The organism is Bacillus sp. MUM 13 (assembly GCF_001866725.1).
Classification (GTDB): Bacteria; Bacillota; Bacilli; order Bacillales; family DSM-1321; genus Peribacillus.
Map to the genome: position 1 here is coordinate 1 of NZ_MLYQ01000001.1, position 21,528 is coordinate 21,528.

General features: G+C 40.4%; 23 protein-coding genes. 17 read left to right on the forward strand and 6 right to left on the reverse strand.

Annotation, left to right across the window (positions count from 1 at the left end):
- The first annotated feature begins 424 nt into the window (after positions 1-424).
- Positions 425-3,868: a pyruvate carboxylase gene (pyc, locus tag BIV59_RS00005; RefSeq protein WP_071349378.1), complete on the forward strand. Its 3,444-nt coding sequence runs from the start codon at positions 425-427 to the stop codon at positions 3,866-3,868.
- A 123-nt stretch (positions 3,869-3,991) separates the two neighbouring features.
- Here pyc and BIV59_RS00010 read toward each other — a convergent pair whose 3' ends face one another.
- The gene (locus BIV59_RS00010) at positions 3,992-4,972 is read right to left on the reverse strand and encodes a COX15/CtaA family protein (protein WP_071349379.1); all 981 of its coding nucleotides are present in this window, start codon (positions 4,970-4,972) and stop codon (positions 3,992-3,994) included.
- A 698-nt stretch (positions 4,973-5,670) separates the two neighbouring features.
- Between BIV59_RS00010 and cyoE the strand changes: the two genes are divergently transcribed.
- The 7 genes from cyoE to BIV59_RS00045 all read left to right on the forward strand — a co-directional run bounded on the left by cyoE (position 5,671) and on the right by BIV59_RS00045 (position 12,394).
- Positions 5,671-6,597 carry a heme o synthase gene (gene cyoE / locus BIV59_RS00015; protein WP_071349380.1) on the forward strand — a complete coding sequence of 309 codons (927 nt, stop codon included), beginning with the start codon at positions 5,671-5,673 and terminating at the stop codon, positions 6,595-6,597.
- 212 nt (positions 6,598-6,809) lie between these two features.
- Entirely contained in the window at positions 6,810-7,892 is a 1,083-nt protein-coding gene (gene coxB, locus BIV59_RS00020) for a cytochrome c oxidase subunit II (RefSeq protein ID WP_071349381.1), read from the forward strand.
- Between the two features lie 30 nt (positions 7,893-7,922).
- Positions 7,923-9,794: a cytochrome c oxidase subunit I gene (ctaD, locus tag BIV59_RS00025; protein ID WP_071349382.1), complete on the forward strand. Its 1,872-nt coding sequence runs from the start codon at positions 7,923-7,925 to the stop codon at positions 9,792-9,794.
- Positions 9,794-10,423 carry a cytochrome (ubi)quinol oxidase subunit III gene (locus BIV59_RS00030; protein WP_071349383.1) on the forward strand — a complete coding sequence of 210 codons (630 nt, stop codon included), beginning with the start codon at positions 9,794-9,796 and terminating at the stop codon, positions 10,421-10,423. Before ctaD ends, BIV59_RS00030 begins: the two co-directional genes overlap by 1 nt.
- Positions 10,424-10,427: 4 nt before the next feature.
- Entirely contained in the window at positions 10,428-10,763 is a 336-nt protein-coding gene (gene ctaF, locus BIV59_RS00035; protein WP_071349384.1) for a cytochrome c oxidase subunit IVB, read from the forward strand.
- 116 nt (positions 10,764-10,879) lie between these two features.
- Complete coding sequence (gene ctaG / locus BIV59_RS00040) at positions 10,880-11,779, forward strand: cytochrome c oxidase assembly factor CtaG (RefSeq protein WP_071349385.1); 900 nt, start codon at positions 10,880-10,882, stop codon at positions 11,777-11,779.
- Between the two features lie 150 nt (positions 11,780-11,929).
- On the forward strand, positions 11,930-12,394 hold the full coding sequence (locus tag BIV59_RS00045) for a DUF420 domain-containing protein (RefSeq protein WP_071349386.1): 465 nt from the start codon (positions 11,930-11,932) through the stop codon (positions 12,392-12,394).
- Positions 12,395-12,491: 97 nt separating this feature from the next.
- On the opposite strand, the gene BIV59_RS00050 is transcribed toward BIV59_RS00045, so the two are convergent.
- Positions 12,492-12,854, reverse strand: a complete 363-nt coding sequence (locus BIV59_RS00050) for a YugN family protein (RefSeq protein WP_071349387.1) — start codon at positions 12,852-12,854, stop codon at positions 12,492-12,494.
- Between the two features lie 651 nt (positions 12,855-13,505).
- On the opposite strand from BIV59_RS00050, the gene BIV59_RS00055 reads away from it, so the two are divergent.
- Entirely contained in the window at positions 13,506-14,528 is a 1,023-nt protein-coding gene (locus BIV59_RS00055; RefSeq protein WP_083391978.1) for a CAP domain-containing protein, read from the forward strand.
- A 243-nt stretch (positions 14,529-14,771) separates the two neighbouring features.
- On the opposite strand, the gene BIV59_RS00060 is transcribed toward BIV59_RS00055, so the two are convergent.
- Positions 14,772-15,260, reverse strand: coding sequence for a PaaI family thioesterase (locus BIV59_RS00060; RefSeq protein ID WP_071349388.1), 489 nt, complete (start codon positions 15,258-15,260; stop codon positions 14,772-14,774).
- A gap of 126 nt (positions 15,261-15,386) precedes the next feature.
- On the opposite strand from BIV59_RS00060, the gene ylbD reads away from it, so the two are divergent.
- From ylbD to BIV59_RS00080, 4 genes are all read left to right on the forward strand, one after another.
- Positions 15,387-15,791, forward strand: coding sequence for a YlbD family protein (gene ylbD, locus BIV59_RS00065; RefSeq protein ID WP_071349389.1), 405 nt, complete (start codon positions 15,387-15,389; stop codon positions 15,789-15,791).
- A gap of 15 nt (positions 15,792-15,806) precedes the next feature.
- Positions 15,807-16,052, forward strand: a complete 246-nt coding sequence (locus BIV59_RS00070) for a YlbE-like family protein (protein WP_071349390.1) — start codon at positions 15,807-15,809, stop codon at positions 16,050-16,052.
- 85 nt (positions 16,053-16,137) lie between these two features.
- On the forward strand, positions 16,138-16,554 hold the full coding sequence (locus BIV59_RS00075; RefSeq protein ID WP_071349391.1) for a hypothetical protein: 417 nt from the start codon (positions 16,138-16,140) through the stop codon (positions 16,552-16,554).
- A gap of 60 nt (positions 16,555-16,614) precedes the next feature.
- Positions 16,615-17,061, forward strand: coding sequence for a YlbF/YmcA family competence regulator (locus tag BIV59_RS00080; RefSeq protein WP_071349392.1), 447 nt, complete (start codon positions 16,615-16,617; stop codon positions 17,059-17,061).
- A gap of 55 nt (positions 17,062-17,116) precedes the next feature.
- Here the strand turns inward: BIV59_RS00080 and BIV59_RS00085 are convergent, their stop codons facing one another.
- Positions 17,117-17,446 carry a hypothetical protein gene (locus BIV59_RS00085; protein WP_071349393.1) on the reverse strand — a complete coding sequence of 110 codons (330 nt, stop codon included), beginning with the start codon at positions 17,444-17,446 and terminating at the stop codon, positions 17,117-17,119.
- 125 nt (positions 17,447-17,571) lie between these two features.
- Between BIV59_RS00085 and BIV59_RS00090 the strand changes: the two genes are divergently transcribed.
- On the forward strand, positions 17,572-17,847 hold the full coding sequence (locus BIV59_RS00090) for a YlbG family protein (RefSeq protein ID WP_071349394.1): 276 nt from the start codon (positions 17,572-17,574) through the stop codon (positions 17,845-17,847).
- Between the two features lie 102 nt (positions 17,848-17,949).
- Here the strand turns inward: BIV59_RS00090 and BIV59_RS00095 are convergent, their stop codons facing one another.
- Entirely contained in the window at positions 17,950-18,339 is a 390-nt protein-coding gene (locus tag BIV59_RS00095) for a DUF7147 family protein (protein ID WP_071349395.1), read from the reverse strand.
- A gap of 387 nt (positions 18,340-18,726) precedes the next feature.
- Between BIV59_RS00095 and BIV59_RS22610 the strand changes: the two genes are divergently transcribed.
- The 3 genes from BIV59_RS22610 (at position 18,727) to coaD (ending at position 20,132) form a co-directional block, all read left to right on the forward strand.
- A complete protein-coding gene (locus BIV59_RS22610) occupies positions 18,727-18,864 on the forward strand; it encodes a hypothetical protein (protein WP_240501826.1) in 138 nt (45 codons plus the stop codon).
- 193 nt (positions 18,865-19,057) lie between these two features.
- Complete coding sequence (gene rsmD, locus BIV59_RS00105; protein WP_071349397.1) at positions 19,058-19,645, forward strand: 16S rRNA (guanine(966)-N(2))-methyltransferase RsmD; 588 nt, start codon at positions 19,058-19,060, stop codon at positions 19,643-19,645.
- Positions 19,638-20,132, forward strand: a complete 495-nt coding sequence (coaD, locus tag BIV59_RS00110; protein WP_071349398.1) for a pantetheine-phosphate adenylyltransferase — start codon at positions 19,638-19,640, stop codon at positions 20,130-20,132. The genes rsmD and coaD overlap by 8 nt, the downstream gene beginning before the upstream one ends.
- 49 nt (positions 20,133-20,181) lie before the next feature.
- Here coaD and ylbJ read toward each other — a convergent pair whose 3' ends face one another.
- On the reverse strand, positions 20,182-21,402 hold the full coding sequence (gene ylbJ, locus BIV59_RS00115; protein WP_071349399.1) for a sporulation integral membrane protein YlbJ: 1,221 nt from the start codon (positions 21,400-21,402) through the stop codon (positions 20,182-20,184).
- Between the last annotated feature and the right edge of the window lie 126 nt (positions 21,403-21,528).

Here is a 21,528-nt window from a genome sequence, read left to right on the forward strand (position 1 = left end):
CAGTAAATGGTTTTTTTATATATAATGATAAAAAAGTTGCTGTAAATGATTTTTTTATTGTATTCAGAATATTTTCGTATTATTGTTTAAGTATTATTTTTAAAGGATACATAACCATATTCGTTATTTTCTGTTTATTCCATATAAATATTATATTTGAATAATTGGGTTATCTTAACAGGGGATTTCTTGGGAATCTGCCATGTTGATTTATCAAAACATATAGGGCTAGTTTCCATTTAAATTGTGAAGTAAAAGACCGAGATTGTTCTCCGTTCTTTTTTTCAATATATTCATGTCCATTTCATATTGCAATATTTGAAGGGTGCCAGTATCAGATTTTTGTAAGAATCTTTCTGATGTGTCCCCCTTGGCAAATATGAAATAAGCAATTCAGCTAAAATACATAAAAGTAGGTGCTATTATGAAAAAAAGTCGTATTACAAAAGTCCTTGCTGCAAACCGGGGAGAAATCGCAATCAGGATTTTCAGGGCATGTACCGAGCTGAATATTCGGACAGTTGCCATCTATTCCAAAGAGGACTCTGGCTCTTATCACCGATATAAAGCTGATGAAGCGTATTTAGTCGGGGAAGGAAAGAAGCCAATCGATGCTTATTTAGATATTGAAGGCATTATTGAAATTGCAAAAAGAAGCGGTGTAGATGCCATTCACCCTGGATACGGATTCCTATCGGAGAATATTGATTTTGCAAGACGCTGCGAAGAAGAAGGGATAATATTCATAGGCCCTGAAACAAGGCATTTGGATATGTTCGGCGATAAGGTAAAAGCAAGGTACCAGGCTGTACAGGCTGAAATCCCGGTTATTCCCGGAAGTGACGGGCCCATTGGAAGTTTGGGGGATGTCGCAGAATTTGGCGAAAAAAATGGTTTTCCTATTATTATTAAAGCATCATTGGGCGGCGGCGGCCGCGGCATGAGGATCGTCAATAATGCCGGAGAGCTCAAGGAGGCATATGAGCGTGCAAAGTCAGAAGCGAAGGCCGCTTTCGGTAATGATGAAGTGTATGCCGAAAAATTCATTCAGCATCCAAAGCATATAGAGGTTCAGATTCTTGGTGACAAACATGGAAATATCGTACATCTGCATGAGCGGGATTGTTCTGTGCAGAGACGGCATCAAAAGGTTGTGGAGGTAGCTCCGTCTGTATCGATTTCTGCGGAATTGCGGACACGTATTTGTGAAGCGGCTGTAAATTTAATGAAAAATGTAAATTACATCAATGCAGGTACAGTCGAATTCCTTGTGGCAAATGATGAATTTTATTTTATTGAAGTCAATCCAAGGGTTCAGGTTGAACATACCATTACTGAAATGGTAACAGGCATTGACATTGTTCAGTCACAGATTTTAATAGCAGAAGGATTTGAGCTTCACGACTCGACAACCGGCATTCCTGCACAGGAAGATATACAAACACATGGCTTTGCCATTCAGTCCCGTGTCACAACGGAAGATCCCTTAAATAACTTTATGCCTGATACCGGAAAAATAATGGCCTACAGGTCAGGCGGAGGTTTTGGGGTGCGCCTGGATGCCGGCAACGCCTTTCAGGGAGCGGTCATAACACCTTTTTATGATTCATTGCTTGTTAAGCTGTCAACACACGGCATGACCTTTGAAAAAGCGGCCGCCAAGATGGTCAGGAACTTAAAGGAATTCAGGATACGAGGCATCAAAACGAACATTCCATTTTTAGAGAACGTTATTAAACATGAGAAATTCAAAAAGGGAGAATACGATACTTCCTTTATTGATGACACTCCGGAGCTGTTTGTTTTTCCTAAAAGAAAAGACCGGGGCACGAAAATGCTCAGTTATATAGGGAACGTTACAGTAAATGGATTTCCGGGAATTGAAAAAAAGAAAAAACCGGTTTTTGACAAAGTGGATATCAGCGGACTGAAAACAAGCAAGGATATTCAAAGCGGAACCAAACAGATTCTTGAAGCTATGGGTCCAGAAGGTCTTGCGAATTGGATCAAAGGGCAGAATGAAGTCCTCATCACCGATACTACATTCCGCGATGCCCATCAGTCTTTGCTTGCAACAAGGGTCAGAACTAGGGATCTGCTTCAAATAGCGGAACCTACTGCCAAGCTTTTGCCACATTTATTTTCCCTGGAAATGTGGGGAGGGGCAACATTTGATGTCGCATACCGTTTCCTTAAGGAAGATCCTTGGGACAGGCTGCTCCGGATGCGTGAAAAGGCGCCGAATGTTTTATTTCAAATGCTGCTGCGTGCATCCAATGCTGTCGGATATAAAAATTATCCAGACAACGTAATTAAAGAGTTTGTCGATAAATCTGCTTCTGCTGGAATTGACGTATTCCGGATTTTCGATAGCCTTAATTTCGTTAAAGGAATGGAAGTTGCGATTGATTCAGTCCGCAGTTCCGGAAAAGTGGCAGAAGCCGCGATTTGTTATACAGGTGATATAAACGACCCATCGAGAAGAAAGTATGATATTGATTATTATAAAAATTTGGCAAAAGAACTGGAAAATCAGGGAGCGCATATCCTTGGTATAAAAGATATGGCAGGGCTGCTAAAGCCTGAGGCCGCTTATCGCCTGATCTCTGAATTAAAGGATACTATTGAAATCCCAATCCATTTGCATACACATGATACGAGCGGTAACGGGATTTACATGTATGCAAAAGCAATAGAAGCAGGTGTGGATATTGTCGATACAGCTATCGGCTCCATGGCAGGGCTGACTTCACAGCCAAGTTCCCAGACTTTGTATTACGCCCTTGAAGGAACAAAAAGGCAGCCTAAGCTTGATATTGATTCCCTTGAGGAATTATCAGGGTACTGGGCAGGTGTCAGGGAGTATTACAAGGATTTTGAAAGCGGCATGGTGGCGCCCCATACAGAAATCTACAAGCATGAAATGCCTGGTGGCCAGTACAGCAACTTGCAGCAGCAGGCAAAAGCAGTCGGTTTGGGTGAACGCTGGAATGAAGTAAAAGAGATGTATCAAAGAGTAAATGCCATGTTTGGCGATATTGTAAAAGTTACACCTTCTTCAAAAGTGGTAGGAGACATGGCACTTTTCATGGTGCAAAACGATTTGGATGAGGAAGCTGTTATAGCAAAAGGAAAATCAATTGATTTTCCAGATTCAGTTATTGAATTGTTCGAAGGTTATCTTGGCCAGCCAAGCGGAGGATTTCCAAAAGAACTGCAGCAGGCCATATTGAAAGACAGGAAGCCAATTACGGTAAGGCCGGGAGAGCTTCTTGAGGAAGTCGATTTCGATAGTCTTAAAGAAGAGCTATACAGGGAAATCAACAGGCCTGTCACAAGCTTTGATGCGCTGGCATATGCCCTTTATCCAAAGGTTTTTCTTGATTATGTGAAAACAATTGAACAGTTTGGGGATGTTTCCAACCTGGACACTCCTACCTTTTTATATGGAATGAGGCTTGGAGAAGAAATTGAGGTTGAAATAGAAACTGGGAAGACGCTGATTGTGAAACTAGTATCTATCGGCCAGGCAGAGGCCGATGGAACCAGGGCCATTTATTTCGAACTGAACGGCCAGTCCCGCGAGGTTGTCATTAAGGATGAGAGCATTAAATCATCTGTCCTAAGCAAAATGAAAGCTAATCCCAAGGATCCATCTCACATTGGAGCAACAATGCCAGGAACAGTATTGCGTGTCGTTGCTGTAAAGGGAGAAAAGGTGAAACAAGGTGACCATTTGATTATTACTGAAGCCATGAAAATGGAAACCACTGTACAGGCTCCTTATTCAGGAACCATTAAAGAAATACATGTTAAAGACGGCGAAGGTATCAGCACTGGAGATTTGCTCATTGAAATTGAGCAGTAAATAAATCAGAAAGAGTGCAGACTTTAAAGCATCCCGTTTTAACAGAAAAAAGGCTATCTCATAGAGATGCCTTTTTTCTGTTTCTGCCCGAATGCTGTACCGCCATGAGCGGGACCTGCTTCGCTATATAATATTCCCCTTTTGCGAAGGCAGGAGGTTTACAGCCTTATTTTTGGAGGCGATCTGTGCCTGGGCAGAAAAACTGTTTTTCTTGCTGCGGCTTGTTAAAAGCAGCAAATAGCTCAATACGCCAAAGAAGCAGGAAATGAATACTACATGTGCAAGGGAAACGATTAGGTTTAGCCTCGTAACAATAATCAGAATGCCTGCAAGTGCCTGGAAAGTAATTAAGGAAAAAGCTGTTATCCATCCCCAATATATTACTTTTTGATGTCTGTATCTGGTTATGGCAGTGTAGGCAGCAATCCCGGCCCAGATAAAAATTAATCCGGCTGCAGCCCTATGCCCCATCTGCACCCATTCGTAAAGATTGCCTGGGAGCGAGGGGCTGCTGTTTACGCACAAAGGCCAGTCTTTACACACCAGGCTGGATTTCGTGTGCCTGACAAGTGCCCCTGTATAAACCACAATATATGTATAAATCATCAGTCCGTATATATGGATTTTCATCGTTTTATCGACGATCAGTTTTTTTGCATCGAATTTTTTGTCCACCTCAAAAATAAGAAGAGTCAGAAGGAGCACTGAGGCAAAGGATATTAAGGAAATTCCAAAATGAAGGGCCATTATAAAACTGGATTGACCCCAAAGCACAGCTCCTGCACCAATCAGTGCCTGTACCGCCAAAAAAATGAAAGACATAAGAGACAGAAGCTTTGTTTCCCTGATATGGCCAATGCTTTTCCAGGACCAGACCGAAAGTATTAAAACCATGAATCCCACTGAACCGGAAATAAGGCGGTGTGCCAGTTCAATCAAGAGAGCAGGAGTAATATCCGAAGGGACAAACCTTCCTTCACAAAGAGGCCAGGAACGTCCGCAGCCCATGCCTGAGTCAGTTTTAGTTACAAGAGCGCCGCCCAGCAATATTAATAGCATTCCTATTGTCGTTAATACCGCAAACCACTTTAATGCCCGATACACCCAGTCTCACCTCTTTAATTCTAAGTTCGCTATAAGCACGATAAGCATTCGTTGAACTCGCTTTGCTGTTCATATTGGCCTTTATTGGTTAATCATAGCATAAAAGAAAAGAATTATTTCAAAAAACTCAATAATTAAACTTTTTTGATATTATTCAACTTACCTCTTTTTTGCAGAATTGTAAATAATAAATGTAAACGCTCTTACAAGCTGGATGTTTGAAAATGCACAGTGCGGCTGATAAAACTAATAGGGAGAAAGGGAGAGTATAGCAGCAGGTCATTCAAATTCCATGTTTGAAAAGTGCCTGCGGGACGATGCAGTGTTAAGAAGGAGGAATATTTACGGGAAAGGGATAACGACACCCGGTCCGCTTGGCATTCAGGGTTTTTAATACCAGGAGATTCTTGGGAATGTAGAGATTGAGTCACAATTTGGTCAAAAATTATACAAAAAAAATCCACAAAATTGGATTAAAGTATGATTTAATAGACTCAAGAAGGATACTTAAACTTTTATTCGTGGTAATATAATGATATAGAAATAAAATTTATTATATTAGGATTTCGTTGACAGTGATAAAGGAATGAAGCTGATTCTTTGTTGACACTTCCTCGATTGCAAATGCAAAAAAATATGAAATAATAAGCAGAAGACGTTTTTTTGTGTTTGCTGAAATATTCAAAGGAGGAACATATATGTCAAACAGGGCACTGACAGAAGCCGACATGAAAAACGGCGAAGCATCCCTTATTCCAGAAACAAGTGCCTGGAAAGACTTTACGGCGCTTATCAAAGTAGGAATAGTAAATTCCAATATGATTACGACCTTTACGGGCTTATGGCTGGCTCTTCATTTTTCAGGCATGCATTTTTTAACTAACCTCGACACAGTTTTTTTCGTCCTGGCTGGTTCAGCACTAATCATTGCAGGATCATGCAGCTTAAATAATTTTTATGACCGCGATATTGATCATTTGATGGAAAGAACTAAAAACAGGCCAACTGTAACTGGAAAAGTCAGTCCTGCCAAGGTATTGACACTTAGTCTCATACTAATTGCATTAGGGCTGTTTTTGCTTGGCTTAACAAATATGACTGCTGCATTCATCGGCTTTATCGGTGTTTTTTCATATGTAGTGCTGTATACAATGATTTCTAAGCGGCGTTATGTTTCAAATACGATTGTAGGCAGCATCTCCGGTGCCGTTCCTCCGCTTATTGGATGGGCAGCTGTCGATCCGGGTCTTGATACAATGGCTTGGGTGCTATTTATGATTATGTTTCTCTGGCAGCCTCCCCACTTTTATGCATTGGCAATGAAACGTGTGGAAGAATACCGGGCGGCAGGCATTCCCATGCTTCCAGTAATAAAGGGATTCAAAGCAACGAAACGGTCTATTGTCTTGTGGGTCGCATGCCTTGTTGCCGTTCCATTCTTTCTTACCTCACTGGGCCTTCCGCTTGTCATCCTGGCTTCAGTATTGACGGCCGGATGGCTTGCACTTGGCCTTTACGGCTATAAAATGAAAGACGATTTAAAATGGGCCAGGCTAATGTTTGTCTACTCCTTGAATTACATGACCATTTTGTATGTTGCTATGGTTATTGTCACCGTAATATAATTAAATGACTATCCGGCAGCTTCTTGAATTGCCGGATAGTTTAATACATAACAGAACATCATCTTTTGTACCGGCATACATAATGAAGCTTGATTCCTATCCTTTTTTTGGGGATTCTTTCTGGTTTGCAGAATTTATATAGAGAGAATTTTATTAACCATTCACATCTTTAGAATGTGTGAAATTTTGACGAAAGAGGGGTTTCTTAAGCTATGAAAAAAAAGCTGCAAAAATGGCGTCTGTTTTCAATTTTTGCAATTTTGGCGCTAATTCTATCCGGGTGCGGAAAGCCTTACCTGTCTGCATTAACGCCAGCTGGAGAAGTAGCGAAAAAACAGTATGACCTGATGATCCTTAGCACGTTAATCATGGTACTGGTAATCGTTGCTGTTATTGTACTTTTTGCTATTGTAATTGTGCGCTTCCGCCGCAGAAAAGGGGATGAAACAATTCCCAGGCAGGTTGAAGGGAATCACAAACTTGAAATCATTTGGACTGTTATTCCTATTATCCTTTTAATCGTCCTGGCTGTTCCTACTGTTATAAGCACGTTTGACTTTGCGGATACAAAAGCCATGGAAAAGAAAGATAAAGCTGGGAAGACCAAGGATGCCCTTGTAGTAAATGTAAGGGCAAACTTATACTGGTGGGAATTTGAATATCCTGATTTAGGGATTGTCACCAGTCAGGAACTCGTCGTCCCGACTGGCCAAAAGGTTTACTTCAATTTAAAGGCTTCCGATGTGAAGCATTCATTTTGGATTCCTGCAGTAGGAGGGAAAATGGATACCAATGTTGATGGAGTAAATAAATTCTGGCTGGAGTTTGATCCGAAGAAATCAGAGGATGTCGGCAACATGTTCTATGGTAAATGTGCTGAACTCTGCGGTCCATCACATGCACTTATGGATTTTAAGGTGAAGACTAAATCAAAGGCAGATTTTAATCAGTGGGCAGCAGATATGAAAGCGGTTAAAAAACCGGCTGCTGTCGGAAACCTTGCAAAAGAGGGCGAAGCAGTGTTTAACAAATCCTGTATTGGATGCCATGCGGTTACCCCTACAGATGCAAGGCCTGAAAAAGCACGCCAGGCGCCAAACCTAGCTAACTTTGGGGAGCGGGAACGGATCGCTGGTGTTTTAAAGCATAATGAAGAAAATCTGAAAAAATGGCTTCAAAATCCTGAAGAATATAAACCGGGCAATAAAATGACCGGAAAATACGGAAAGCTTACAGATCAGCAGCTGGATGCACTGTCTGCATATTTAATGGGTCTGAAAGTGGAAGCACAATAGGGGAATATTGATTGAATAGGGGGTTGGATTGTGAGTACGCACGCTAAGAAAAAAGGATTTGGCGCAACGATTTGGGATTTCCTTACAACAGTTGACCATAAGAAAATCGCCATATTATACCTTATTACAGGCGGACTGTTCTTTGTAGTCGGCGGACTGGAAGCGATGTTTATAAGAATTCAGCTTGCAGTGCCGAATAATGACTTTGTAAGTGCAGGCTTATATAATGAAATTATAACAATGCACGGCACGACAATGATTTTCCTTGCGGCCATGCCGCTGATTTTTGCGATGATGAATGCAGTTGTTCCTTTGCAGATAGGTGCGAGGGATGTCGCATTTCCATATGTGAATTCGCTTGGGTTTTGGCTATTCTTCTTTGGTGGCGTTTTCTTGAACCTATCCTGGTTTTTTGGAAAAGCGCCGGATGCAGGATGGACTTCATATGCATCCCTCGCCATGAACTCTCCTGGACATGGAGTCGATTTTTATATACTCGGACTGCAGATTTCGGGATTTGGAACATTAATTGCGGGAGTCAATTTTCTCGTTACCATCATTAACATGCGTGCACCAGGCATGACTTATATGCGGATGCCTCTTTTGACCTGGTCGACATTTGTGGTTTCGGCATTAATTCTTTTTGCTTTCCCTCCTTTGACAGTAGGGCTAACGCTGATGATGTTCGACCGGATGTTCGGGGCTAATTTCTTTGAAGTAGCAGCTGGAGGGAATACGATAATCTGGGAGCATCTTTTCTGGATATTCGGCCATCCTGAGGTATATATTCTTATTCTGCCTGCGTTTGGTATTTTCTCTGAAATATTCGCAACATTCTCAAGGAAAAGATTATTCGGATATTCTTCAATGGTATTCGCTACCGTTTTAATTGGTTTCCTTGGTTTCATGGTATGGGCCCACCATATGTTTACGGTAGGACTTGGGCCGATTGCGAATGCCATATTTGCGGTTGCAACAATGGCTATTGCTGTCCCTACAGGCATCAAGATCTTCAACTGGATTTTTACCATGTGGGGCGGAAGCGTAAAATTCACAACGCCAATGCTTTACGCTGTCTCTTTTATTCCTACTTTTACAATGGGGGGAGTAACAGGCATCATGCTTGCTGCTGCTCCAGCAGATTATCAGTATCATGACAGTTATTTTGTTGTAGCACATTTCCATTATGTAATTGTAGGCGGAGTAGTTTTAGGCTTGCTTGCGGGAATAACCTTTTACTGGCCAAAAATGTTCGGAACAATTTTAAACGAAGCTCTCGGGAAAATTTCGTTCTGGTTTTTCCTGATCGGTTTCCACTTGACATTCTTTGTTCAGCATTTTTTAGGACTCATGGGGATGCCACGCCGTGTGTTTACCTATCTTCCTGGCCAAGGTTTCGAGACGGCCAATATGATAAGTACAGTTGGGGCATTTTTAATGGCAATCGGAGTACTGGTAATGCTTGTCAATATTATTATGACGTCTGTTAAAAATGAAAAAGTAGGAAATGACCCTTGGGGAGATGGACGCACGCTTGAATGGTCCATTCCTTCACCGCCTCCTTTTTATAATTTCAAACAAACGCCGCTTGTCCGAGGACTAGATGCCTTTTGGATTGAAAAAATGGAAGGGAAGAATACTTATACACCTGCAGAGCCGCTGGGTGATATCCATATGCCTAACTCATCCATTCTGCCTGTGACCACTTCACTTGGTCTGTTTGTTGCAGCTTTCGGTGCGATGTATCATGCTGATAAAACAACTTGGGCCATACCTGTAATCATCCTTGGCATTGCAATTACATTTGGATCCATGCTTCTCCGATCAGTAATCGATGACCATGGTTTCCATATTCATAAAGAGGATTTGCTAGAGGATGAAGATAAGGGGGTAAAGGCATAATGCATGCAGATGAAAAATTCACTGACATAACCTGGCCTGCTGCTCCAGAAAAAGCCACTCTTGAAGGAAAAAATAAGTTTTTGGGATTTTGGCTGTTTTTAGGCGGCGAGACTGTATTATTTGCTTCTTTATTTGCCACTTATCTTGCTTTGAAGGACAAAGTTCCGAATGATGGTGCTGCCCTTGCAAAAGATTTATTTGAATTGCCTTTAACATTTGTTGCCACAATGCTTTTGCTTACAAGCTCTTTGACTAGCGTTTATGCAATTTTTCATATGAAGAACCGGGATTTCAATAAAATGCAATCCTGGCTTGTGGTAACAGTTTTGCTCGGCTTTGGATTCCTCGGACTGGAAGTGTATGAATTTAATCACTATGTCCATGAATTCCATCATACGTTTACAAGCAGTGCATTTGGATCTGCCTTCTATACGCTTGTAGGATTTCATGGAGGCCACGTTGCCTTTGGTCTGATGTGGTTTTTATCCCTGATGCTGAGAAATGCAAAAAGAGGACTCAATTTATATAATGCGCCTAAATTTTATATTGCAAGCCTGTATTGGCATTTTATTGATGTAGTATGGGTATTTATCTTTACAGTTGTATATCTAATGGGAATGGTGGGATAAACTGATGGCGAATGATCAATCAAATTCAGCTAACCCTAATGTGAATTTAACGTATCGCCGCAAAAAAAATGCTGAGGAAATGAAGCATCAGCTTATAACTTTTACGCTCATGATCTTCCTTACTCTAATCGCTTTTTTTGCAGTGAAGTATGACGGTTTTTCACATTGGTTCACTAAGCCATTTATTTTGCTTCTGGCTGTTGTACAGGTAATATTTCAATTGTATTATTTCATGCATATGAAGCATAAGGGCCACGAAACGATAACCATATTTATATATGCAGGGTTAGCGGTGGGGTCCATTGCCATACTAACGTTCCTGACTATTGTCTGGATTTGATTTTATAAGGAAAATCGGCTGAAATTGAGCCGGTTTTTCTATATATATCACCGAAAACAACGCCTGACAAAACGGGTAAAAGGGACTGGCAGCAAATGTGTTAAAGGGGTGATTGTATGTCAATTGATATATTTGGTTTTCAGGCCTTGTGGAGTCCATACTTTTTTGCATCTTTGATCATCTTAACTGTCGGTTATTTGTTATTGGTCACGAAGTATAGATATATATTCGCAGGAAACGCACCAGTGCCTGCAGGACAAAATTTGATCTTTACTGTAACGATGCTGCTGCTGTATATAATAAAAGGGTCGCCAGTTGACCTGCTTGGGCATATTATGTTCAGTGTCCATATGTCACAGATGGCTATCCTTTATCTCGTGATTGCTCCATTATTTATTATCAGCATTCCCGGCTGGCTTTTTAGATGGCTGATTTCCATCAGGGGTTTGGATACTATTTTTAATTTCTTTACGATTCCTTTGATTGCTCTGATTGTTTTTAACGGGCTTTTTTCTTTCTATCACATCCCTTTGATATTTGACTTTATTAAGGTGAACATGTGGCTGCACAGTACGTATACAATAGTCCTGTTTATTGCCGCCATATTCATGTGGTTTCCATTATTGAATACACTGCCGGAAAGAGAAAGTCTTTCAGGGCTAAAGAAAGTCGGATATATTTTTGGCAGCGCCATTTTGCTGACACCTGCTTGTGCGCTTATCATTTTTGCGGATCACCCGATTTACCATACATTTTCTAATCCGCAAGCATGGTCGAGTGCCATGGCGCTCTGTGTTCCATCTTCTGCTTTATCAGGGGTTCAGTTAAGCGGGCCGGAGCTTTTCAATGGCCTTCCATTGCTAGAGGATCAGCAGCTCGGAGGGGTTCTTATGAAAATCATTCAGGAAATTGTGTATGGAATCTTGTTAGGGTATATTTTCTTTTCCTGGTACCGGCAGGAAAATGGAGAATCAAAAAAAATTGATCCCGCTTTAGATTTTGATTTTGTAAAATGAAAATATGGCATCCTGCTTGAAGCGGGATGCCGTATTTTTTGCGGAAAAGTGAGCGTTCTGTTACGAAAGGGAGTATTATATTGAATTTTAACAAAACGTTTTATAAAATGAATGAGATGAATATAAATAGAGAGGGCGTTTAACTATCCTATGTCTTTACCAATTCTCCCTACAATCAGCACCGCTTTTATCGTATTAAGTGCAATCATGATTGCAATCGGCTGGTACCTGATTAAGCAGCGCAACATTGAAGCGCATAAAAAGGCCATGGTCACTGGTGCTGTATTCGCGCTGATTTTCTTTTTGATTTATGCTACCCGCACAGTTTTCATCGGAAATACTGCCTTTGGCGGTCCGGATAAAATTAAAGTATATTATACAATTTTTTTAATCTTCCATATTACCCTCGCCACCACTGGAGGAGTTTTTGGGATTGTGACCCTGGCACTTGCGTATAATAAAAAATTTGCTAAACACAGGAAAATTGGTCCGGTTACCAGCGTCATCTGGTTTTTTACCGCTATTACTGGAGTAGCTGTATATCTGCTTTTGTATGTGTTTTATAAAGGCGGAGATACAACATCTGTCATAAAAGCCATTTTGGGTAATATCTAAACAAAACAAAAAAAACCTGGTCTTGCTGACCAGGTTTTTTTTGCTTTCTGATGCCAAAATCATGGATATTCGCCCTGTTTTCGGCAGTGCTATTTAATTAAAGTCCATTAAACTCATCCAGTTCAGCCTTGACTGCAGCAAGGGTTTTTTCACATTGCTTAATAAGTGAAGCGGGAAAGTGCTCTCCTTCTCCATACTCTAGGCCATGAGGGTAATAGTGCTTGCCTAACAAAGGAACCAATAGTTTAATAACAGCTTTATGAGAGCCTACGTCTCCTTCAACAGAGTAGCCCTGGACACGAAGGTAAAAAACGCCTTCCTGTAATTCGAATTTTCGGTCATAATTTACTCTTTCATAATCCCATTGCTCAGCTCTCACTAAACCGTGGCTGTTCATTACATCATCTAGCCTATTTAACTCTGCTGTTAATTGATTAAAACCATAGCTTTCAAATTTCACTTCAATTACCCTCCTAATAAGTTGAAAATTATCAATTTCATACTGATAAATGATTTGCTGGGGACTGGTGCTCTGAAGCCGGGGGAAACATTGTACTGGAAATATCCCTGCGGCAGAAGTCTAAAATATGAAATTGAATTGATAGAATTGACAAAACAAATTATGGAATACTATATGAATAAAATATATTATATTCCCAAAAATGTTTGCGGTTACAGATTGTTCTATATTTTTATAATAGTATGAAATTAACTAAGTTGCAATTAGTTCATCCATTGTTAGTGATGTAATCCAAAAATCGGCAGGATTTCCTTCATGAATTCTTAATATTCAGCACGATGTTTTATAAGTATGATTTATATTATTCATAAAAAAACAATGCTATAATAAAAAAAACCTTTAGTGTCAGGAAATTGGTGCTGATTCTAGACTGTTTCGGAATTTCTTTACTTTCTAGAGCCATTCAGCCTGTATTTTGAATGCGTTTTTAAAAATTCTGCACCAAGCTTTTTTAGGACAACTAATACGCATTTATTGCGGTGCTTCTAATATCCTCTAAGTTTGCAACCCTGATTCCATTAAGAGAAAGAGAGGGGGAGGAATCCTCTGCGTACACTTGCAAAAATTTTCATTTTAGTGATTTTGTTTTTTTTGATAGGCATATATCTCAATATTGGAAATGACAGCGGGAAAAACCCCGTTCTATACGGAAAAAATGATGTAAATCCTAAAGAAGACAGTCAGACCATCAAGGAAAAAAATAAACATGAAGAAAGCGGGAGTTTAAAGCAGCCTCGTGAGGGAATTGCCTCCATTATTGGCAAGCCGGCATCCCGTGCACTAAAAACATACGGCAAGCCTGCAAGGGTCGATCTTTCTGCGTTTGGTTATGAGTGGTGGATTTATAATAAGGAAAGAAAGCATTATTTTCAGCTTGCAGTGGAGAATGGGAAGGTCATATCTGCATATGGGCTCGGCAGCAGGGTTAACGTGATGCCATTTAAAATCGGACAGCCGATAGATGAATTATATTCAAGCCTTTTTTTCGAGACCTCGGTTAATATTAATGAAAAAGGCAGTTCATACCGATTTGAACTATCGGAGGAAGATATGAATATGCGGCCACTTGTTAAAATGGGAAACGTTTATGCCCAGCTTTACCTTGATAAGTTTACCGGTACGGTATCGAGCATCCGTTTTTTAAATGAAGATGCTTTGCTTAAAATCAGCCCTTATGAAATGACTTATCACGGTACACTCCTGAAAAATAAGGAACTGACTGATGAAGAATGGAAAAAAGTCGAACTGGGCAATAAAGAACAAATTTTTGATATTACCAATGTCATGAGAGACCGTTTTAAGCTTTCAGAACTCAAATGGGATGAACAAATTGCAGAGGTTGCTTTTCTTCACAGCAATGATATGTCGATAGGCGATTATTTTTCGCATACATCTCCGACAAAGGGAGATTTAACAGAAAGACTGCAAAAAGGTGATGTTACTTATCGCGCTGCTGGTGAAAACATCGCTGCCCATTATATAGATGCGATTGAAGCGATGGAGGGCTGGCTGAACAGCAAGGGGCACCGTGAAGCTCTCCTGAGCGGCGAGTTCACTGATATTGGCGTAGGAGTTTATCATAACTATTACACCCAGAATTTCATTGCTAAATAGTGATTAAGGAAGTCCCGGCAGGATCATGGGGCTTCTTTTTTTATCCGGTTTTTTGGAGGCAAAGCCGACATGAGGAGCCATATAAGCAAATGGTTAATACACATCTTATCAAGGTGTATACAGATAACATTCCGGGTGGTCAATGATGACTGACCGCACTGGTTCAGGGAGATGTTTATCTTTTACATTACGCTTGCAGCAGTCTGCTAAAAAGAGGAGCTGTGCCGCAAGCGTTACGTTCTTTTAAACTGGTTCTGCAGCTATCATGTAAAAAGTGGCTGTGGAATGAGCGCATAATGTGCCATTTTCCAGGTATACCTTTCCTTCAAGCACCATGGTTTTGGTTCCTTTGTGAATGAAGACAGCTTTGCATGTCAGCCTATTTCCATTTGCGGGATGGAGGTAGTGAATCTGTATCTCTGCTGTTACCGCAGATTTTCCTTCCGGAAGCACACTGTTTACGAGGGTGCCCATTGCTGTGTCTGTTAAAGTGGCAATCACTCCCCCATGTACAATGCCAAGGTTATTATGCACTAGGCTTGAGATGGGCATGGACATGGTTAAGCTGTTTTCTCCAAGCTCGCTGCTTAATTGCAGAAGCTTTGAGATGTACGTTCCATTTTGTGTTTTTCTTTCTTTAAGTCCCTTCAATAATAAAGACAGAACTCTTAGCTCTTCCTCGTTTGCTGTTTTTGCGAGTTCCTGAAACTGCACTGATAATTGATCTGCCATGAAAACCCCTCCATATCTTATTCATTATTATATTTATTTGCATGCCTGCTTGTACAGCGGATGCACAGTTTTTACATTTTTGCATACTCTGTAGGTAGGCAAATGTCTTAAAGCGAGGTGAAAAGAATGGCCAATAAACGCCGTCCATCCGTAGAACAGTTCAGGCAATTTGTCCAAAATCATCCGAAGCTAAGAACGGAAGTAAGACAGGGCAAGTATACCTGGCAGGCTTTGTTTGAGGAATGGTATTTATTAGGTGAAGGAAACAAGCAGTGGGAAAAATATCAAGAAGGAAACACTGTTAAAGAAGAAGCATCAAACGACGAGAAATCCGATTTGATGGGAAACTTGCTTAATGTTTTTAAAGGTATGGATATAACTCAGATCCAAAAATATATTTCAAATGCAAATCAGGCTCTTGGTGCAATCCAGGGGGTCATTTCTTCTTTTCAGGGAGGTGAACAAAGTAAATCAGAAGAACCAAAAAGAGAAAATGCACGTCCCAATCCGTTTCAATTTAGAAAGGATTAGAAAGAGGGTGATTATTTGAGACAAGACATTTACAGCGTAATAGAAAAAAGCGAGGACTTAAAAAACTATCTTCGCCTGCAGCCGATTTGGTACAGAAAACTTATGAGGAACCCGCAGCTGCTTGCAAGCATGGAAACAGAAGCCACATATTTCTTTAAAAAATCCATTCCGCATCGTATTTCCAAATTTTCAGATGGAGTCCAAATTGCCTCCATGATGATGTCCATGTTTCAGGCAATGAATACACCTGGAAACAGCTAGCCTTTATGGAAAGGGCAGAGAATATTCACAAATGATGTGTATTTTGCTTTTTTTTGCAGAGAATAGTGCAAAGGAGGGTGAAAGAATGAAAGCTATCAGATGCTCGATAATCATGCTGCTGATTTATGCAGCATGCAGCCATATTTCCACGCCGCTTTTGCAAACCATCGGATTGTCACCAAACAGCAAAGCAGCTGCACAAGCAGGGATTACTGAAATTAATAGCGATGATTTTAAAATTCACTATTATCTAAAGGGAAGCAGCATTTACGCAGAAGTATATATGAAAAATTATAGCTTCAGTGCTTCGGGAGAAAAAAAACAGGCTGAAGTTGCCGTTTATCTTGATGAAAAAAAGGTGAGAGATATGAAAACTGCCGCTTTTATCATTAAAGATATTCCTTCCGGAAAACATAAAATAAAGATGGAAGTAGTGGATATGGCACACATGCCAACTGGATTATCTAAGGAATTTTTCGTACATATTCATTCAAGCATTTAGTCAAAGGAATGGCATAACTTTGCCGATAATGTTAAGATAGTGGTGGAGGTGAGCCAGTTTATGCTTGCTACTATTGAAAGAGCGGACATTTTGCAAAGCGCCGATGAATTGGCGCAGATGGTTATACAATCAGAGCTTGGGGAAAATTATTTTCAAAGCTTATATAATATGCGTAATGACAGTGAAGCGCAGCGGAAAATCAGGGAATTTTCTTCTCTTAAAGATTTGTATGAAGAGGTGCAGAGATTCGGGAAATATCATCCTGAATATAAACGGGTGAATCTTGAAATCAGGCACTCTAAGCGGGATATGGATCTTCATCCAACCATTGCGGAATTTAAAAGAGCTGAAACAGAACTGCAGGGGATCCTGGATGAAATGAGCCTTAAAATAGGCCAAGCCGTTTCATTTAACATTAAGGTTCCTTCAGGAAATCCATTTTTTGAATCACAGTCAAGATGCGGCGGGGGCTGCGGTTCGGGAGGAAGCTGTTCCTGCTCTGCCTAGCATGCAAAAAAGCCTGGAAACAGGCTTTTTTTTGTGCCATAATAGGATGAATCAGTTAGCCATCATTTCTGTACAAGATGCAATCATCACATAAATTTCCGCAGCAGAACATTTTCTGCTGCGGAACATAAAACCGGTGCCTGAAGACACTTAGGCCCGTTTCCCTGCGCACAAAGATCGTGACACTGTGCAGCCGTTTGCCCCGCATGGATCTGGCAGATGCTTGCTTTATCAGGTGTGAAAGCGAATCGGGAGAATGTGAATCTTCTGAATATTGGATATATAAAAATGGCAGTCCTGCAATCTTCTTGTGCCACACTTTATGGACGCCTTCTTCCTTAGTGAGATAGTGTATAAAAGAATTCCATATCGGCTCCAGTTCCATTAATCAACATCCTTTCTTACCCATTTTTTCCCTAAACTTCCCTGCGGATAAACTTTTCTAGTTGAAAGAAAAGTTTGCGCTGTGCTACACTTAATGAAAACCTTGAATAAGGGAGTCAGTCTATTATGTTTGGAGCGAGACAAGGCATTATCGTGTATTTACATACATTAAAACAAGCAAAGATGCTCAGGAAATTCGGAAATATCCATTTTGTATCAAAAAAACTTAAATATGTGGTGATTTATACAAATATGGATGATGTAGAAGCCTTAGCAGAAAAGCTGAAGTCTTATTCCTTCGTAAAAAAAGTTGATCTGTCCTATAAACCCTTTTTGAAATTGGAATATGAAAATTCAAAACCAGATAAAGCGAAGGAATATGATTATAAAATGGGTATTTAAAGAAAGCTGACTCTTTTAAGCGAGTCAGCTTTTTTATTGCATGTTCCCTGAATATTTGCGTGAATGGCCTTCTATGACAGGGTGTATGCGCCTGGGGAGGTTTCAGCTCATTGGAGGCAAATATTTATTCATTCGTAATATCCCTATTAAATGCTGAAAATATAGCTCTTTTTCACTGTACAAATTTGATGGCTTAACTTCGAGTTCAATAATGGATTTTCCGAGTTCCTTTGCTAATTCCTCAAATAGTCCGTACCGTTTATTAGGCTTTAGGCGGGGGCTGGGAATTCCCTCCCTGCATATGTATAAAGGCTGGAAATTCCCGGGCTGTGCCGGCTGCAGCACAATAACCGGGGAAATTACCTGTTTGCCTTCCTTTTCTGTATGCAGAGCAAGCAAACGCAGGATGCGCTGCTGATTTGACCTGCCTATTTCTATAAGTTCGTATATATCTGAATATCCTGTTCCAAGCTCAATAAAACGCTGTATCAACTGCATCTCTCCTATTAAAACATAATCTCTTTTACTTTATCATGTTCCTGCACGAATTAGAAGGCATGGTGGTTCAAAGATCCTTTATTAGGCAGATCAAAGGCTCTTTTCTTAAATATTGCTGTTTTAATATGTTCTGTGAAGCGATCCTGTTGTTAAACCGGGTTGATTGGAGTGTAAGGTGCGATAGTGTAGGATTAGCGGGAAGGTGAGCCCCCGCCCCACGTAAAGCGGGCATCCTGAAGCGGAAATCAGCCCCTTGTTCCATAGCGGCAAAGTTTACGAAAACAGCCAATAAAAAAACCTGCAGAAATTACTGCAGGTCCTTCTATATCCTTTATAAAAGGAAAGAAGGCAAAGGGAGAGGAGAAACCGGAGGAAGAGCTTATGGGGAAACGTAAGTCTTCTCCGCGGTTGGCAACAACACCTGAAACAGTGATGTTGTTACAATACATTATGGCCGATTATTCCCTTTTTATTCAAAAACAAAGAATTTTTCCAGAGGGTGTCTTGGCATGCTGCTGATGACATTTACAGGTGAAGTATAGCCTGCGGTACTAAATATCCTGTTCGAAAGTCAGTTTATATATTGAAAGGTAGTGAAAACTAATGCAGGATCGACTGGATGGCAGTTCATGCTTTAAAATGTATTGGCTCACATATTCGAATATGTTAGGATAGGTAGTGGTAGAAATTTGTCAAAAAATGTGGTGAGAATATGAGGGTCGTTTCCGGAAGTTGTAAAGGAAGGCCATTAAAAGCAGTACCAGGTACTGGTACCCGTCCAACAACAGATAAAGTGAAAGAATCAATTTTTAATTTGATTGGCCCGTATTTCGACGGCGGATTATCATTGGATTTATTTGCAGGCAGCGGCGGACTCGGGATCGAGTCTTTAAGCAGGGGAATCGATAAGACCATATTTATCGACCGGGAATATAAGGCCCTGCAGACGGTCAAAGCCAATTTGCAAGCCTGCAGTTTTACAGAAAAAGCAGAAGTATACAAAAATGATGCAGAGAGGGCCATCAAGGCATTGATGAAAAGAGAGCTTTCCTTTAAGCTCATTTTACTGGATCCTCCATATAAAAAACAAAAGCTGGTAGATCTGCTGGAGTCCATATATACTGGGAATTTGCTTAGTTATGATGGTTTTATAGTCTGTGAGCATGGCAGCGATGTGGTGCTGCCGGAAAAAGTCAGCGGTTTCATAAAATGGAAAAAAGAAATTTATGGAATGATTGCTGTATCCATATACCGCTTTGAAAATGGGGAAGGCGGACAGGGGGACTCAAACAATGACTAAAATTGCAGTATGTCCAGGTAGTTTTGATCCGATTACATTCGGCCATCTTGATATTATCCAAAGAAGCGCTAAAGTTTTTGAAGAAGTATATGTGGTCGTACTGAATAATTCAGCAAAGAATTCTCTTTTTTCGATTGAGGACCGGCTGGCGCTTATCCAAAAAGCAACGGAGCATATTCCGAATGTTAAAGTGGATTCATTTCAGGGGCTCCTTGTTGATTATGCAAAAAGTATAAAAGCAGATGCTATAATCAGGGGACTGAGAGCCATTTCGGATTTCGAATACGAAATGCAAGGTACATCAATGAACAGATTGCTGAATGAAAAGATTGAAACATTTTTCATAATGACAAATAACCAGTATTCTTTCCTCAGCTCAAGCATTGTAAAAGAAGTTGCCAAATATGGTGGGGACATTTCAGAATTGGTGCCGGCCATTGTGAAAGATGCCCTTCATAAAAAATTTGATTCTGCACAAAAAAAATAGGATGCCGCCGCATCCTTTTTTTTGTGCAGTTATCCCTTAGGACTCTGCGCTATTTCTTATGCTCATTCATCTTAGCAGATGATATGAAAATATATAAAATTAAACAGAAGATGGTAAAAAGAGGCCCCCACTGTACCACGATGTGGTAGAGGGAAATGGTGAATCCGCCTTCGCCTATTCCGGATACGGGATGAGCATTGGTAGGTTTGCTTATATAGCTGAAATGTTCGTAAACTGGTTTCCAGACAAGAAAAGTAATAAAGGCCGCTAAAAATCCCTGAAGAATCCTTCCTGCGAAAAATGGGAAAAACCGGATATCTGTCTCTGCAAGAATACTGGCCACCTGTGCTTGTACACTGAAGCCGCTGAAAGCCAAGATAAAGCTTGTTATGACTGCCTGCTGCATTAACGATGCATTTGCAGCCCCGCTTGTCATTTGAGAACCGAGGGTGATTTCAAACAAACCTGCAATATACGGAGTGCTCAATGTTTCGGGAAACCCGATAAAAGATAATAAAAATTCTACTCCTTTTGCCAGTAAATCTGTGATATTCATATGATAAAGCAATTTGTTGATCACAGAAAATAAAATGATAAATCCGCCAATTAAAAGCAGGCTATGAATGGACGAGATCACAGCATCGCCAAGAAGTTTGCCAAGCGGTCTCTTTTCCTGGAGCCTGGTAATATGCATTTGCCTTAACGCCTGCTTAATGGAAATAGATTTATATTTTACAGTTTTTTTTGGCACATCTTCTTTACCATAAAAACGCATAATAAGTCCTACACAAATATTGCTGGCATAATGGGATATAGCCAGGATGATTCCAAGATTGGAATTATGAAAAAATCCTACAGACACGGCACCAAATATAAAAAGAGGATTAGAGGAGTTAGTAAAGGATACTAATCTTTCTGCCTCTATTCTGCTGATCTGGTTTTCCTGGCGCATCCTTGCTGTGAATCTGGCGCCAGAGGGAAATCCTGAAGCCATTCCCATTGCCAATACGAATCCTCCTATCCCAGGAACTCTGAATAAAGGTCTCATCATCGGCTCGAGCAGAACACCAATAAATTTAACTACGCCAAAACCAATTAGCATTTCTGAAATAATGAAAAAAGGAAGCAAGGAGGGAAAAACAATTTCCCACCACATATTCAATCCCCTGATGGAAGCTTCAAAGGATTCTTGCGGAAAGGTGATGAGTGCCCCTGCAATTGTTGTAATGAAAGCCGCTAATGTAAGAGATTTGATCTTTGACTTAAACAAAACTTCTTAGCCTCCTCCAGAAGGGAATATGCATGAAAAATAAATTGGATGGTATGTCTTATGGATGGTCCATACTTTTTATAATTGTTCAAAATTGCACGGATGCAAAAATAATCTTGGCCCTGT

What these genes read in the sequence shown, in the direction of transcription:
- BIV59_RS22610 (WP_240501826.1), top strand. Translation starts at nt 18,727, where the DNA reads ATGGGGAAACGTAAGTCTTCTCCGCGGTTGGCAACAACACCTGAAACA.
- BIV59_RS00030 (WP_071349383.1), top strand. Translation starts at nt 9,794, where the DNA reads ATGCATGCAGATGAAAAATTCACTGACATAACCTGGCCTGCTGCTCCA.
- cyoE (WP_071349380.1), top strand. Translation starts at nt 5,671, where the DNA reads ATGTCAAACAGGGCACTGACAGAAGCCGACATGAAAAACGGCGAAGCA.
- pyc (WP_071349378.1), top strand. Translation starts at nt 425, where the DNA reads ATGAAAAAAAGTCGTATTACAAAAGTCCTTGCTGCAAACCGGGGAGAA.
- BIV59_RS00075 (WP_071349391.1), top strand. Translation starts at nt 16,138, where the DNA reads ATGAAAGCTATCAGATGCTCGATAATCATGCTGCTGATTTATGCAGCA.
- BIV59_RS00090 (WP_071349394.1), top strand. Translation starts at nt 17,572, where the DNA reads ATGTTTGGAGCGAGACAAGGCATTATCGTGTATTTACATACATTAAAA.
- BIV59_RS00080 (WP_071349392.1), top strand. Translation starts at nt 16,615, where the DNA reads ATGCTTGCTACTATTGAAAGAGCGGACATTTTGCAAAGCGCCGATGAA.
- coaD (WP_071349398.1), top strand. Translation starts at nt 19,638, where the DNA reads ATGACTAAAATTGCAGTATGTCCAGGTAGTTTTGATCCGATTACATTC.
- coxB (WP_071349381.1), top strand. Translation starts at nt 6,810, where the DNA reads ATGAAAAAAAAGCTGCAAAAATGGCGTCTGTTTTCAATTTTTGCAATT.
- BIV59_RS00060 (WP_071349388.1), bottom strand. Translation starts at nt 15,260, where the DNA reads ATGGCAGATCAATTATCAGTGCAGTTTCAGGAACTCGCAAAAACAGCA.
- rsmD (WP_071349397.1), top strand. Translation starts at nt 19,058, where the DNA reads ATGAGGGTCGTTTCCGGAAGTTGTAAAGGAAGGCCATTAAAAGCAGTA.
- ctaF (WP_071349384.1), top strand. Translation starts at nt 10,428, where the DNA reads ATGGCGAATGATCAATCAAATTCAGCTAACCCTAATGTGAATTTAACG.
- BIV59_RS00085 (WP_071349393.1), bottom strand. Translation starts at nt 17,446, where the DNA reads ATGGAACTGGAGCCGATATGGAATTCTTTTATACACTATCTCACTAAG.
- BIV59_RS00045 (WP_071349386.1), top strand. Translation starts at nt 11,930, where the DNA reads ATGTCTTTACCAATTCTCCCTACAATCAGCACCGCTTTTATCGTATTA.
- ctaG (WP_071349385.1), top strand. Translation starts at nt 10,880, where the DNA reads ATGTCAATTGATATATTTGGTTTTCAGGCCTTGTGGAGTCCATACTTT.
- ylbD (WP_071349389.1), top strand. Translation starts at nt 15,387, where the DNA reads ATGGCCAATAAACGCCGTCCATCCGTAGAACAGTTCAGGCAATTTGTC.